The 14,469-nt window shown below is 55.3% G+C and carries 11 protein-coding genes and 7 tRNA genes; 17 read left to right on the forward strand and 1 reads right to left on the reverse strand.

Going from position 1 to position 14,469, the window contains the following annotated elements; translation table 11 throughout:
- Positions 1-34 precede the first annotated feature (34 nt).
- From nagA to ACOKCT_RS03280, 11 genes are all read left to right on the forward strand, one after another.
- On the forward strand, positions 35-1,183 hold the full coding sequence (nagA, locus tag ACOKCT_RS03230; protein ID WP_103178690.1) for an N-acetylglucosamine-6-phosphate deacetylase: 1,149 nt from the start codon (positions 35-37) through the stop codon (positions 1,181-1,183).
- A gap of 8 nt (positions 1,184-1,191) precedes the next feature.
- Positions 1,192-2,412 carry a DNA-binding transcriptional regulator NagC gene (nagC, locus tag ACOKCT_RS03235; protein ID WP_103178689.1) on the forward strand — a complete coding sequence of 407 codons (1,221 nt, stop codon included), beginning with the start codon at positions 1,192-1,194 and terminating at the stop codon, positions 2,410-2,412.
- Between the two features lie 45 nt (positions 2,413-2,457).
- The gene (locus ACOKCT_RS03240; RefSeq protein WP_103181044.1) at positions 2,458-3,210 is read left to right on the forward strand and encodes an HAD-IIA family hydrolase; all 753 of its coding nucleotides are present in this window, start codon (positions 2,458-2,460) and stop codon (positions 3,208-3,210) included.
- A gap of 250 nt (positions 3,211-3,460) precedes the next feature.
- Entirely contained in the window at positions 3,461-5,125 is a 1,665-nt protein-coding gene (gene asnB / locus ACOKCT_RS03245; RefSeq protein WP_420193145.1) for an asparagine synthase B, read from the forward strand.
- 225 nt (positions 5,126-5,350) lie between these two features.
- Positions 5,351-5,427, forward strand: a tRNA-Met gene (locus tag ACOKCT_RS03250).
- 8 nt (positions 5,428-5,435) lie between these two features.
- Positions 5,436-5,520 (forward strand) — tRNA-Leu (locus ACOKCT_RS03255).
- A 23-nt stretch (positions 5,521-5,543) separates the two neighbouring features.
- Positions 5,544-5,618: transfer RNA gene (locus tag ACOKCT_RS03260), tRNA-Gln, on the forward strand.
- 33 nt (positions 5,619-5,651) lie between these two features.
- A tRNA-Gln gene (locus ACOKCT_RS03265) sits at positions 5,652-5,726 on the forward strand.
- A 16-nt stretch (positions 5,727-5,742) separates the two neighbouring features.
- Positions 5,743-5,819, forward strand: a tRNA-Met gene (locus tag ACOKCT_RS03270).
- 43 nt (positions 5,820-5,862) lie between these two features.
- Positions 5,863-5,937 (forward strand) — tRNA-Gln (locus ACOKCT_RS03275).
- Positions 5,938-5,973: 36 nt separating this feature from the next.
- A tRNA-Gln gene (locus ACOKCT_RS03280) sits at positions 5,974-6,048 on the forward strand.
- A 97-nt stretch (positions 6,049-6,145) separates the two neighbouring features.
- Here ACOKCT_RS03280 and ubiF read toward each other — a convergent pair.
- Complete coding sequence (gene ubiF / locus ACOKCT_RS03285; protein ID WP_420193146.1) at positions 6,146-7,321, reverse strand: 3-demethoxyubiquinol 3-hydroxylase; 1,176 nt, start codon at positions 7,319-7,321, stop codon at positions 6,146-6,148.
- A 136-nt stretch (positions 7,322-7,457) separates the two neighbouring features.
- Between ubiF and miaB the strand changes: the two genes are divergently transcribed.
- From miaB to ACOKCT_RS03315, 6 genes are all read left to right on the forward strand, one after another.
- Positions 7,458-8,888, forward strand: a complete 1,431-nt coding sequence (gene miaB, locus ACOKCT_RS03290) for a tRNA (N6-isopentenyl adenosine(37)-C2)-methylthiotransferase MiaB (protein WP_103178685.1) — start codon at positions 7,458-7,460, stop codon at positions 8,886-8,888.
- A 150-nt stretch (positions 8,889-9,038) separates the two neighbouring features.
- Positions 9,039-10,085, forward strand: a complete 1,047-nt coding sequence (locus tag ACOKCT_RS03295; protein WP_420193147.1) for a PhoH family protein — start codon at positions 9,039-9,041, stop codon at positions 10,083-10,085.
- Positions 10,082-10,549, forward strand: a complete 468-nt coding sequence (ybeY, locus tag ACOKCT_RS03300; protein WP_103178683.1) for an rRNA maturation RNase YbeY — start codon at positions 10,082-10,084, stop codon at positions 10,547-10,549. Before ACOKCT_RS03295 ends, ybeY begins: the two co-directional genes overlap by 4 nt.
- A gap of 104 nt (positions 10,550-10,653) precedes the next feature.
- Positions 10,654-11,532, forward strand: coding sequence for a CNNM family magnesium/cobalt transport protein CorC (gene corC / locus ACOKCT_RS03305; RefSeq protein WP_103178682.1), 879 nt, complete (start codon positions 10,654-10,656; stop codon positions 11,530-11,532).
- A gap of 5 nt (positions 11,533-11,537) precedes the next feature.
- A complete protein-coding gene (gene lnt, locus ACOKCT_RS03310) occupies positions 11,538-13,076 on the forward strand; it encodes an apolipoprotein N-acyltransferase (protein WP_103178681.1) in 1,539 nt (512 codons plus the stop codon).
- A 396-nt stretch (positions 13,077-13,472) separates the two neighbouring features.
- Positions 13,473-14,381: an amino acid ABC transporter substrate-binding protein gene (locus tag ACOKCT_RS03315; protein WP_168192006.1), complete on the forward strand. Its 909-nt coding sequence runs from the start codon at positions 13,473-13,475 to the stop codon at positions 14,379-14,381.
- Positions 14,382-14,469 lie beyond the last annotated feature (88 nt).

Genomic DNA, 14,469 nt, shown 5'->3' on the forward strand with positions numbered 1-14,469 from the left:
GAGACGGCATGCTATTTTTAAACCGGGGGTCGTTATGTACGCTTTAACCCACGGTCGGATTTATACCGGCCATGAAATTCTGGATGACCATGCGATCGTTATCGCCAATGGCCTGATTGAACGTGTCTGCCCACTGGCCGAACTGCCAGCGGACATTGAACAACGCTCGCTCAATGGAGCAATCATCTCCCCCGGTTTTATCGACGTACAGCTTAACGGCTGTGGCGGCGTGCAGTTCAACGATACCGCCGAAGCCGTCACCGTTGAAACGCTGGAAATTATGCAGCGCGCCAATGAAAAATCGGGCTGCACCAGCTACCTGCCGACGCTTATTACCACCAGCGACGACCTGATGAAGCAAGGCGTTCGCGTGATGCGTGAATATCTGGCGAAATATCCACACCAGGCGCTGGGTCTGCACCTTGAGGGGCCGTGGCTGAATATTGTCAAGAAAGGCACCCATAATCCTGATTACGTCCGTAAACCTGACGGTGAACTGGTTGATTTTCTCTGTGCCAACGCGGATGTGATCACCAAAGTGACCCTGGCGCCAGAAATGGTCGATCCTGAGGTGATCCGCAAGCTGGCGGGCGCAGGTATTGTGGTCTCTGCAGGGCATTCCAACGCCACGCTAAAAGAGGCCAAAGTGGGCTTCCGCGCCGGTATCACCTTCGCGACCCATCTTTATAATGCTATGCCTTATATTACCGGACGCGAACCCGGTCTCGCCGGGGCGATCTTCGACGAACCAGATGTCTATTGCGGCATTATTGTTGACGGTTTACATGTCGATTACGCCAACGTGCGTAACGCTAAGCGCCTGAAAGGTGACAAACTGTGTCTGGTAACAGACGCCACGGCACCAGCTGGGGCAAATATTGAACAGTTCATTTTTGCTGGTAAAACAATATACTACCGGAATGGACTCTGTGTGGATGAGAACGGAACGTTAAGCGGCTCGGCTCTGACCATGATCGAAGGCGTGCGCAATCTGGTTGAACATTGCAGCATTGCCCTCGATGAAGTGCTGCGTATGGCAACGCTCTATCCGGCACGCGCGATAGGCGTAGATAAACAGCTGGGCAGTATTGCACCGGGGATGGTCGCTAACCTCACCGCATTCACACACGATTATAAAATCATCAAGACCATCGTTAATGGTAACGAGGTCGTTACAGAGTAAGCGAAAGTATGACACCTGGCGGACAAGCTCAAATTGGCAACGTTGATCTGGTAAAACAGCTGAACAGTGCGGCGGTTTATCGACTGATTGACCAGCACGGACCCATCTCGCGGATTCAGATTGCAGAACAGAGCCAACTTGCCCCCGCCAGCGTGACGAAAATTACCCGTCAGCTTATTGAGCGCGGGCTGATTAAAGAAGTGGATCAGCAGGCCTCCACCGGAGGCCGTCGCGCTATCTCAATTGTTACCGAAACCCGTCATTTCCACGCCATTGGCGTGCGCCTTGGACGTCATGACGCCACCCTGACGCTCTACGATCTCAGCAGTAAGGCCATTGCTGAAGAGCACTATGCCCTGCCGGAACGCACTCAGGAGACCCTCGAACATGCGCTGCTTAACGCCATCGAGCTGTTTATCGAATCCTGCCAGCGCAAAATCCGCGAGCTGATTGCCATTTCGGTGATCCTGCCCGGGCTCGTCGATCCCGAAAGCGGCGTGATCCGCTATATGCCGCATATTCAGGTCGAAAACTGGGCGCTGATCGACGCGCTGGAAAAGCGTTTCGCCGTAACCTGCTTTGTGGGTCACGATATCCGCAGCCTGGCGCTGGCCGAGCACTACTTTGGTGCAAGTCAGGATTGTGAAGACTCAATTCTGGTGCGCGTTCACCGCGGTACGGGTGCCGGTATTATCTCTAATGGCCGCATTTTTATTGGCCGTAACGGTAACGTGGGCGAGATTGGCCACATTCAGGTTGACCCGCTGGGTGAGCGCTGCCACTGCGGCAACTTTGGCTGTCTGGAAACCGTCGCTGCCAACGCCGCCATTGAGCAGCGGGTGCGCCATCTGCTGGAGCAGGGTTATCAGAGCCGCGTCACGCTCGATGACTGTAAAATCAGCGCCATCTGCCGGGCGGCCAATAAGGGCGACGCGTTAGCCAGTGAAGTGATTGAGCAGGTTGGCCGTCATCTGGGCAAAACCATTGCCATCGCCATCAACCTGTTTAACCCACAAAAAGTGGTGATCGCCGGTGAAATTACCGAGGCCGAAAAAGTGCTGCTGCCTGCCATCGAAGGGTGCATCAATACCCAGGCGCTGAAGGCGTTTCGCCAGAACCTGCCGGTGGTTCGCTCCGCGCTGAACGACCGTTCCGCGATTGGCGCTTTTGCCCTGGTAAAACGCGCCATGCTTAACGGTATCCTGTTGCAGCGTTTGCTGGAAAGCTGACAGCGCTTTATAGTGACGCCTTCTTTTTTTGATGTCGGGAAGTTCATGACCATTAAGAATGTTATTTGTGATATCGACGGCGTGCTGATGCACGACAACGTTGCCGTGCCGGGCGCAGCAGAGTTTCTTAACGGCATCATGGAAAAGGGTATGCCGCTGGTGCTGCTCACCAACTTCCCGTCGCAGACCGGACAGGATCTGGCGAACCGTTTTGCCACCGCCGGTATCGATGTGCCCGCCAGCGTCTTCTATACCTCGGCAATGGCCACCGCAGATTTCCTGAAGCGTCAGGAAGGCAAAAAAGCGTATGTAGTCGGTGAAGGCGCACTGATCCATGAACTGTACAAAGCGGGCTTTACCATCACCGACGTCAATCCCGACTTTGTTATCGTTGGCGAAACGCGCTCCTATAACTGGGAGATGATGCACAAGGCGGCCTTCTTTGTCGCCAACGGCGCCCGCTTTATCGCCACCAACCCGGATACCCATGGCCGCGGCTTTTATCCGGCCTGCGGCGCGCTCTGTGCCGGTATTGAGAAGATGACTGGCCGCATGCCGTTTTATGTTGGTAAGCCCAGCCCGTGGATCATTCGTGCGGCACTCAACACAATGCAGGCCCATTCGGAAGATACGGTGATTGTGGGCGATAACCTGCGCACCGATATTCTGGCCGGCTTCCAGGCCGGGCTGGAAACCATCCTGGTCCTGTCGGGGGTATCCACCCTGGACGATATCGATTCGATGCCGTTCCGACCAAGCTGGATTTACCCCTCGGTCGCGGAAATTGATGTCCTGTAACCCAAAACCACGTCTCCGGACGTGGTTTTTTCATTTTGCCTCGTCAAAAATAGAAATCCATCTAATAAAAAACGCCTTTTACTGAATAAACATCAATAATCCAGCTTAAGGCGTACGCTTTTTTCAACATTCATCAACAGGTATTGCACTTTTTTCTTTTTGCCCGGCAAATCGCTTGCCGCCCCTCCGCTTTTGCGGCATTTTCATAAGCAAGCAACATCACACTGCAACAGGGTTAATGGAGAAGGTTATGTGTTCAATTTTCGGCGTACTGGATATCAAAACTGACGCAGGCGAACTGCGTAAAAAAGCACTGGAACTCTCCCGTCTGATGCGCCATCGCGGCCCGGACTGGTCCGGTGTCTACGCCAGCGATAAAGCCATCCTGGCGCACGAGCGTCTGTCGATTGTGGATGTCAATGCCGGTGCCCAGCCGTTATATAACGAGAAAAAAACCCATGCCCTGGCGGTCAACGGTGAAATCTACAACCACCAGGCGCTGCGCGCGGAGTACGGCGATCGCTACACCTTCCAGACCGGTTCTGACTGCGAAGTGATCCTGGCCCTCTACCAGGAGAAAGGGCCCGAGTTCCTCGACGATCTGCAGGGTATGTTTGCCTTTGCGCTGTACGATAGCGAAAAAGATGCGTACCTGATTGGCCGCGACCACATCGGGATTATCCCGCTCTATATGGGCCATGATGAGCACGGCAACTTCTATGTTGCCTCTGAAATGAAAGCCCTGGTGCCGGTTTGCCGCACCATCAAAGAGTTCCCGGCAGGCAGCTATCTGTGGAGCCAGGATGGCGAAATTCGCCAGTACTATCAGCGCGACTGGTTCGATTACGATGCCGTTAAAGACAACGTCACCGATAAAAACGAGCTGCGCCAGGCGCTGGAAGGTTCAGTGAAAAGCCACCTGATGTCGGACGTGCCTTACGGCGTGCTGCTCTCCGGCGGTCTGGATTCATCCGTTATCTCGGCGATCACCAAAAAGTATGCCGCACGTCGCGTGGAAGATCAGGAGCGCTCCGAAGCCTGGTGGCCGCAGCTGCACTCCTTCGCCGTCGGCCTGGAAGGATCCCCGGACCTGAAAGCCGCGCAGGAGGTGGCAAATCACCTGGGCACCGTGCACCATGAGATCCACTTTACGGTGCAGGAAGGGCTGGATGCGATCCGCGACGTTATCTATCACATTGAAACCTATGATGTGACCACCATCCGCGCCTCCACGCCGATGTACCTGATGTCCCGTAAAATCAAGGCTATGGGCATTAAAATGGTACTTTCCGGCGAAGGTTCTGACGAAGTGTTCGGCGGCTACCTCTACTTCCATAAAGCGCCGGATGCCAAAGAGCTGCACGAAGAGACCGTGCGTAAACTGCAGGCCCTGCACATGTTTGACTGCGCCCGTGCCAACAAAGCGATGTCTGCATGGGGTGTTGAAGCGCGCGTTCCCTTCCTGGATAAAAAATTCCTCGACGTGGCCATGCGTATCAACCCGCAGGACAAAATGTGCGGCAACGGTAAGATGGAGAAACACGTTCTGCGCGAATGCTTCGAATCTTACCTGCCTGCAAGCGTGGCATGGCGTCAGAAAGAGCAGTTCTCTGACGGCGTAGGGTACAGCTGGATCGACACCCTGAAAGAGGTGGCAGCGAAGCAGATTTCCGATCAGCAACTGGAAACCGCCAGCTTCCGCTTCCCGTACAACACGCCGGGTTCGAAAGAAGCCTATCTGTACCGTGAGATCTTCGAAGAGCTGTTCCCGCTGCCAAGCGCAGCAGAGTGTGTTCCTGGCGGTCCTTCCGTCGCCTGCTCCTCGGCGAAAGCCATTGAGTGGGATGAAGCTTTCAAAACCATGAACGATCCATCAGGTCGTGCCGTGGGTGTGCATCAGTCCGCCTATAAGTAATCAGTCAGATCGCCATGAGGCCCTTCGGGGCCTCTTTTTTTGCCTCGCGTTTCGCTGGACAAAAACGATTAATAACCAATAATTGCCGAATATTCGGTCACGCTGTTCGCAACCTAACCAAACAGTCACATTCCAGACATTTTCGTTGAAAAAGGTGTTGACGCTGCAAGGGTCTATACGCATAATGCGCCCCGCAACGCCGATAAGGTAACGCGAAAAAAAGATGGCTACGTAGCTCAGTTGGTTAGAGCACATCACTCATAATGATGGGGTCACAGGTTCGAATCCCGTCGTAGCCACCATCTTTTTTGCGGGAGTGGCGAAATTGGTAGACGCACCAGATTTAGGTTCTGGCGCCGCAAGGTGTGCGAGTTCAAGTCTCGCCTCCCGCACCATTCCCAGGTAAGCGTTGCACGGATGGGGTATCGCCAAGCGGTAAGGCACCGGTTTTTGATACCGGCATTCCCTGGTTCGAATCCAGGTACCCCAGCCATATTTCTTCGATTTTGCGGTTCTCCGCGGTTATTGGGGTATCGCCAAGCGGTAAGGCACCGGTTTTTGATACCGGCATTCCCTGGTTCGAATCCAGGTACCCCAGCCATCGAAGAAAGCAGTCTGGCTACGTAGCTCAGTTGGTTAGAGCACATCACTCATAATGATGGGGTCACAGGTTCGAATCCCGTCGTAGCCACCATATCAGCTTGTATCGATTCCGGTCGGTAAAGCAAAAAAATTGTTGGGGTATCGCCAAGCGGTAAGGCACCGGATTCTGATTCCGGCATTCCGAGGTTCGAATCCTCGTACCCCAGCCAATTTAAAAAGTCGTTAAGGTGTTTGTTTAACGCAATTGGGGTGTCGCCAAGCGGTAAGGCTCTGGTTTCTGATACCAGCATTCCGGGGTTCGAATCCCTGCACCCCAGCCACATAAAAAAAGCTCGCTTCGGCGAGCTTTTTGCTTTTCTGCGTTCCCGAACTGAACAAGCCGGGTGGCGGCTTCGCCTTACCCGGCCCAGGGAATGTCTAGAGCCCTAAGGCGTACTTCAGCGCCTGACGTTTCAGTCCACCGGCGCGCTGTGCCGCCATCAATCCCACATTACGCAGGATGCGCAGCGGCCCGAGATCGTTGCTGAACCCGGCGTAAAAGAGATCCATCCCGGACTGCATAATAAAGTTATCTGCCATCCGTCGCGTCTGATAACGCTTAAGCACCTGATGGCTGGCCCAGGCTTCGCCGTGGCTGCGGGCATTACTGAGTACATCTATCAGCGCTTCGACGTCGCGATAGCCCAGGTTAACCCCCTGCCCCGCCAGCGGATGAATGGTGTGCGCCGCATCGCCGACCAGCGCCAGCCCTTCGCGGGCATACTTCAGCGCATGACGACGCGTCAGGGGGAATGCCCCTGCGGCGACCGGCGTGACCTTACCCAGACGCGACGGGAAATGGTGGGCGATTTCGCGCTGCAGCTGTTCCATTGAGAGCCCCTGCAGCTGGCGGATCCGCGCGGGGGTGTCATACCACACCAGGGATGCCCAACGGTCAAACAGCGGTAAAAACGCGTGCGGACCGTTCGGGGTGAAATGCTGCCAGGTGCTGTCACCCGGATCGTTCTCACAGGCGACGGTGATCAGCATGCAGGATTGCTGATATTGCCAGGCGTGAATGCCGATCCCGGCCAGCTCGCGCACCCGGGAATTTGCGCCGTCGGCCCCAACCAGCAGTTTTACCGCCAGCTGCTCGCCATTATCCAGCTCAATCAGATGCTGATCGTTGTGGCGGTGGAGCGCCTTCACCGACGCAGGAACGCGCAGCGTCACCTGCGGATGCGCCTCCAGCGCCTGCCAGAGCGCCTGTTGCAGCACCCTATTTTCAACCATGTAACCCAGCAGCGGGAGTTTCATCTCCGCGGCGTCAAACACCACGTGGGCGTTTTCCCACTCCCAGGTCTCCAGGCGACGATACGGATGCGCGCGCATGGCCAGCACCGCGTCCCATACCCCCAGCCCACGAAGCAGATCAACTGACGCGGCGCTGATCGCCGAAATGCGTACATCCGGCTGCTGTGACGCGTCAAAAGCAGCAGGTGGTGCCTGTTCGATAACGGTGACGTCGAACCCGTGTTGCGCCAGCCCCAGCGCCAGCGCCCCGCCGACCATACCGCCGCCGACGACGGCGATCCCGGCTTGTTGGATAGTCATGGTCATTTGTCCTTATTTGATAATCTCCTAAGTTTACCGGATTTTTTTGGCCTTGAGGCTGACAACCTTCATACTGGTCACAACCGCACCAAAGCATTACAATACGCGCCCTGCAATCCTGAGCATGAGCAAGTCGATGACAAAAAAACTCCATATTAAAACCTGGGGCTGTCAGATGAACGAATACGATTCATCCAAGATGGCCGATCTGCTGGATGCCACCCATGGGTATCAACTCACCGACGTGGCGGAAGAGGCAGATGTGCTGCTGCTGAATACCTGCTCAATCCGTGAGAAGGCGCAGGAAAAAGTCTTTCACCAGTTAGGTCGCTGGAAGCTCCTCAAGCAGAAAAACCCGGATATCATCATCGGCGTTGGCGGCTGTGTTGCCTCGCAAGAAGGGAAGCTGATTCGTCAGCGCGCCCACTACGTCGACATTATTTTTGGTCCGCAGACCCTGCACCGTCTGCCGGAGATGATCAACGCCGTACGCGGAAGCGGTAATCGCAAAGCGATTATTGACGTCAGCTTCCCGGAAATCGAAAAATTTGACCGTCTGCCGGAACCGCGCGCAGATGGCCCGACCGCCTTCGTCTCCATCATGGAAGGCTGCAATAAATACTGTACTTACTGCGTGGTGCCTTATACCCGCGGCGAAGAAGTCAGCCGTCCTTGCGACGACATCCTGTTTGAGATCGCCCAACTGGCGGCACAGGGTGTGCGCGAAGTGAACCTGCTCGGGCAGAACGTTAACGCCTGGCGCGGCGAGAACTATGACGGCAGCACCGGCTCGTTTGCTGAACTGCTGCGTCTGGTGGCGGCGATTGACGGTATCGACCGCATCCGCTTTACCACCAGCCACCCGATCGAATTTACCGATGACATCATCGAGGTTTACCGCGATACGCCAGAGCTGGTGAGCTTCCTGCATCTGCCAATCCAGTGTGGTTCTGACCGCGTACTGAACCTGATGGGCCGCACCCACACCGTGCTGGAATATAAAGCGATTATCCGCAAGCTGCGTGAAGCGCGCCCGGATATTCAGATAAGCTCTGACTTCATCGTCGGCTTCCCGGGGGAAACGGACGACGATTTTGAACGCACCATGAAGGTGATTGGTGATGTGAACTTCGACGTGAGTTACAGCTTCATCTTCTCGGCGCGTCCAGGGACGCCTGCCGCCGATATGGTTGACGACGTGCCGGAAGAGGTGAAAAAGCAGCGTCTCTATATTCTGCAGGATCGCATTAACCAGCAGGCCAACGCCTGGAGCCGCCGGATGCTCGGCACCGTGCAGCGTGTACTGGTAGAAGGCACTTCACGTAAGAGCATCATGGAGCTCTCTGGCCGTACGGAGAACAACCGCGTGGTGAACTTCGAAGGTACGCCGGATCTGGTGGGCAAGTTCGTCGATATTGAGATCCTCGAGGTGCTGACCAACTCCCTGCGTGGCAAACTGGTGCGCACCGAAGATGAAATGGGCCTGCGCGTCGCCCAGTCGCCGGAATCGGTGATTGCCCGTACCCGTAAAGAAAACGATCTCGGCGTCAGCGTTTATCAGCCGTGATCCTTCGGCCTGTCGTTTCTGACAGGCCTTGTATTTCCCCCTGCTCTCCCCCATATCCTTCGCAATGCTTGCGCCTTTATTCCGTGGCGTGAATACTTTCATAAGACAGACCCACTGCCCTATGACACCCGAGACATTAAGAGGAACGGTTTGAATATAGACACACGTGAAATTACCCTTGAGCCAGCAGACAACGCTCGCCTGCTGAGCCTGTGCGGGCCGTTTGATGACAACATCAAACATCTGGAGCGACGTCTGGGTATCGAGATTAATCGTCGCGATAACCAGTTCAAACTCACCGGACGCGCCATTTGCGTCAATGCCGCTGCGGATATTCTCCGTAGTCTGTACGTTGATACCGCGCCGATGCGCGGTGAAACTCAGGATATTGAGCCGGAACAGATCCATCTGGCGATCAAAGAATCGCGAGTGCTGGAGCAGAGCGCGGAGAGCGTGCCGGAATTCGACAAGGCTATCCACATTCAGACCAAGCGTGGCGTCATTAAGCCGCGCACGCCAAACCAGGCGCAGTACATCGCCAATATCCTCGATCATGACATCACCTTCGGTGTCGGCCCGGCAGGTACTGGTAAAACCTACCTTGCGGTGGCTGCTGCCGTGGATGCCCTTGAGCGCCAGGAGATCCGCCGCATTCTGCTCACCCGTCCGGCCGTTGAAGCGGGCGAGAAGCTGGGCTTCCTGCCTGGCGATCTGAGCCAGAAGGTCGATCCTTACCTGCGCCCGCTGTACGATGCGCTGTTTGAGATGCTTGGCTTTGAGAAGGTCGAAAAACTGATTGAACGTAACGTCATCGAAGTGGCTCCGCTGGCCTATATGCGTGGCCGTACCCTGAACGATGCGTTCATCATCCTGGATGAGAGCCAGAACACCACCATCGAACAGATGAAGATGTTCCTGACCCGTATTGGCTTTAACTCCAAAGCGGTGATCACCGGCGATATCACCCAGGTTGACCTGCCACGCAGCACCAAGTCGGGTCTGCGTCACGCTATTGAAGTCCTGTCCGAAGTGGACGAAATCAGCTTCAACTTCTTCCACAGTGAAGACGTGGTGCGCCACCCGGTGGTTGCCCGCATCGTCACGGCGTATGAAGCATGGGAAGCCGCAGATCAAAAACGTAAAGCAGAACAGGCCGCGGAACGTAAACGCGAAGCCCAGGAGCAAGAGCAGAAATGAGTCAGGTGATCCTCGATTTACAGCTGGCCTGTGAAGATAACGCCGGCCTGCCGGAAGAGAGCCAGTTCCAGGCGTGGCTGAATGCCGTCATCCCGCAGTTTCAGGAGGAGTCAGAAGTCACGATTCGCCTGGTGGATGAAGCAGAAAGCCACGACCTGAACCTGACCTACCGCGGGAAAGATAAGCCGACCAACGTGCTCTCTTTCCCGTTCGAAGCCCCACCGGGTATCGAAATGCCGCTGCTTGGCGATCTGATCATCTGCCGCCAGGTGGTTGAGCAGGAAGCGAAGGAGCAGCAGAAGCCCCTCGAGGCCCACTGGGCGCACATGGTGGTGCACGGCAGCCTGCATCTGCTGGGCTACGACCACATTGAAGATGACGAAGCGGAAGAGATGGAATCCCTTGAGACAGAGATAATGCTTGCTCTGGGCTATGAGGATCCGTACATTGCCGAGAAAGAGTAGTCTGTAGGGCGCGTTTGCGCCTTACTGGCATAATGTGCCGTTGCGTATGACAAAAGTCCGCGACGGCAGTCAACAGACCAACATGAGAACCCTTAACAAACGCCATGAGCGACGACAATTCACACAGTAGCGACACACCAAACAGCAAAAAAGGATTTTTCTCCCTCCTTCTGAGCCAGCTGTTCCACGGTGAACCTAAAAACCGTGATGACCTTCTGGAGCTTATCCGTGACTCCGGGCAGAACGAGCTTATCGATGAAGATACGCGCGAGATGCTTGAAGGGGTAATGGACATCGCCGACCAGCGCGTTCGCGATATCATGATCCCCCGTTCGCAGATGATTACCCTGAAACGCAACCAGACCCTGGATGAGTGCCTCGATGTCATTATCGAATCCGCTCACTCACGTTTCCCGGTGATCAGCGAAGACAAAGACCACATTGAAGGAATTTTGATGGCCAAGGATCTGCTGCCGTTTATGCGCAGCGATGCCGAAGCCTTCAGCATGGAAAAAGTGTTACGTCAGGCGGTAGTGGTCCCGGAAAGTAAGCGGGTCGATCGCATGCTGAAAGAGTTCCGCTCTCAGCGCTACCACATGGCGATTGTTATCGATGAATTTGGCGGTGTTTCGGGCCTGGTCACCATCGAAGATATTCTTGAGCTGATTGTTGGCGAAATTGAAGATGAATATGACGAAGAAGAGGATATCGACTTCCGTCAGTTGAGCCGCCACACCTGGACCGTGCGTGCGCTCGCCCCAATCGAAGATTTCAATGACACCTTCGGCACGCATTTCAGCGACGAAGAGGTAGATACCATCGGCGGGCTGGTGATGCAGGCGTTTGGTCACCTGCCGGCGCGTGGCGAAACCGTGGAAATTGACGGCTATCAGTTCAAGGTGGCGATGGCCGACAGTCGACGTATTATTCAGGTTCATGTCAGAATGCCGGACAATGCTCCGCAACCCACACTGGATGATTGATTTAAATGGCATTTGCCCCCTTGCTTGAACGCCAGCGCACGCGTCTGCTGCTGGCGCTGATCCTCGGAGCCAGCGGTACGCTGGCTTTTTCCCCTTATGACTTCTGGCCAGCGGCCCTCCTTTCTCTGATGGGACTCCAGGGGCTGACCCTTAACCGACGCCCTGTTCAGGCGGCGGCGATTGGCTATTTCTGGGGGCTGGGCCTGTTTGGCTCCGGTATTAACTGGGTTTACGTCAGTATTGCCCAGTTTGGCGGCATGCCAGGCCCGGTGAATGTTTTCCTCGTGGTGCTGCTGGCGGCGTACCTCTCGCTCTACACGGGTCTGTTTGCCGGGATCCTCTCCCGCTTGTGGCCAAAAACCAGCTGGCTGCGGGTGGCGATTGCCGCCCCGGTGGTCTGGCAAATTACCGAGTTCCTGCGCGGCTGGGTGCTGACCGGCTTTCCGTGGCTGCAGTTCGGCTACAGCCAGATAGATGGCCCGCTAAAGGGCCTGGCGCCGGTGATGGGCGTCGAGGCGATCAACTTCCTGCTGATGGTGGTAAGCGGCCTGCTGGTGCTGGCGTTGGTGCAGCGCAACGGGCGAGCGCTGGTCATGGCTGTGGTGCTTTTTGCCCTGCCTTTCCCGCTGCGTTATATCCAGTGGTTTACCCTTGAGCCGGAACGCGCCACCCAGGTGTCGATGGTGCAGGGTAATATTCCCCAGTCGCTGAAATGGGATGAAGGTCAGTTGATCAACACCCTGAAAATTTATCTGGATGCCACCCAGAAAGAGATGGGCAAATCCCAGCTGATTATCTGGCCTGAGTCGGCAATCCCGGATCTGGAGATCAACCAGCAGCGTTTTCTGACCATGATGGACGATCTGTTGCGGGCGCGAAACTCCACGCTGATCACCGGGATCGTTGACGCGCGGCTGAACAAGCAGAACCGTTACGACACTTACAACACCATTATCACGCTGGGAAAAGACAATCCCTACAGCTATGAGTCGACGAACCGCTACAACAAGAATCACCTGGTGCCTTTTGGTGAGTTTGTGCCGCTGGAGTCGATTCTGCGTCCGCTGGCACCGTTTTTCGATCTGCCGATGTCCTCCTTTAGCCGGGGCGCCTACGTTCAGCCTCAGCTGAGCGCCCACGGCTTTTTACTGACCGCCGCCATTTGCTACGAGATCATCCTCGGTGAGCAGGTGCGGGATAATTTCCGCCCGAACACCGACTATCTGCTGACCATCTCCAACGATGCCTGGTTCGGTAAGTCGATCGGCCCATGGCAGCATTTCCAGATGGCGCGGATGCGCTCCCTGGAGCTGGCGCGCCCTCTGCTGCGCAGCACCAACAACGGCATTACCGCCGTGATTGGTCCGCAGGGTGAAATTCAGGCCATGCTGCCGCAGTTCACCCGCGACGTGCTGACCACAAAAGTCACGCCGACGACCGGGCTGACGCCTTACGCCCGCACCGGCAACTGGCCCCTGTGGATCCTCACCGCGCTGTTCGGTTTTGGCGCCGTGCTGATGAGCCTGCGCCAGCGCCGCAAGTAGTCCCCTCCCCCTCTTTGCCCGGCGGCGCTACGCTTGCCGGGCCTACGATCTTGCAGGCCGGGTAAGGCGAAGCCGCCATCCGGCAATTCTCACTGCGACACAACTCTGGCACGGCGATTGCTTTATCTATTTACGTAAACGCGATTTGGCTTACTGTGCAACCCGGTCGCACCAGGGTAGCTCACCGGTAGCACCGAAACGGTGCAACGAAAGATTTATGCCTCTGAATGGTGCGGCGCGCTTCGCAAAAATAAACAATAACGCAGCAAAATCTTTACATTAAGCCAAACTAAATGTTAACAAACAGGTATAACACTGCACTCGTATCGCGCGAGCTATAACAACATCACACCGAATATCAATGCGTCTCTGGCGCTGATAATAAAGGAGTTGGATATGCAATTACGTAAACTGGCCACAGCAATGCTGGTGATGGGATTGTCCGCAGGCGTCGTTCACGCTGAAGATGCTGCTCCGGCAGCAGGCGGTACCCTGGAAAAAATCGCGAAAAACGGCGTGATTGTGGTCGGCCACCGTGAATCGTCTGTTCCGTTCTCATACTACGACAACACGCAAAAAGTCGTGGGCTACTCACAGGCTTACTCCAACGCGATCGTCGACGCGGTGAAGAAAAAGCTCAACAAACCGGATCTGGAAGTGAAGCTGATCCCAATCACTTCACAAAACCGTATTCCACTGCTGCAAAACGGCACCTTTGATTTTGAGTGTGGCTCCACCACCAACAACCTTGAGCGTCAGAAACAGGCTGCCTTCTCCGACACCATCTTCGTGGTGGGTACCCGTCTGCTGACCAAAAAAGGCGGCGATATTAAAGACTTCGCCGATCTGAAAGGCAAAGCGGTGGTTGTGACCTCCGGGACGACCTCTGAAGTTCTGCTGCACAAGCTGAATGAAGAGAAGAAAATGGACATGCGTATCATCAGCGCCAAAGACCACGGTGACTCTTTCCGTACTCTGGAAAGCGGCCGCGCCGTCGCGTTTATGATGGACGATGCTCTGCTGGCCGGTGAACGCGCTAAAGCGAAGAAACCGGATAACTGGGAAATCGTTGGCACGGCGCAATCAAAAGAGGCCTACGGCTGCATGATGCGTAAAGACGACGCGGAGTTTAAGAAACTCGTCGACGACACCATCGCTCAGGTTCAGACCTCCGGTGAAGCAGAGAAATGGTTCGATAAGTGGTTTAAAAACCCAATCCCACCAAAAAATCTCAACATGAACTTTGAACTGTCTGACGATATGAAAGCACTGTTTAAAGAACCGAATGACAAGGCACTTAACTAATTAGAACCACTAAGGGGCGGGTTCTCCTGCCCTCTCGATTGTCGGGAAGCGCGGACAGACTAAACGCTGAGTGGTCGTTCCCCACTCA

The organism is Leclercia sp. M-A074-M (assembly GCF_965195605.1).
Taxonomy (GTDB): domain Bacteria; phylum Pseudomonadota; class Gammaproteobacteria; order Enterobacterales; family Enterobacteriaceae; genus Enterobacter.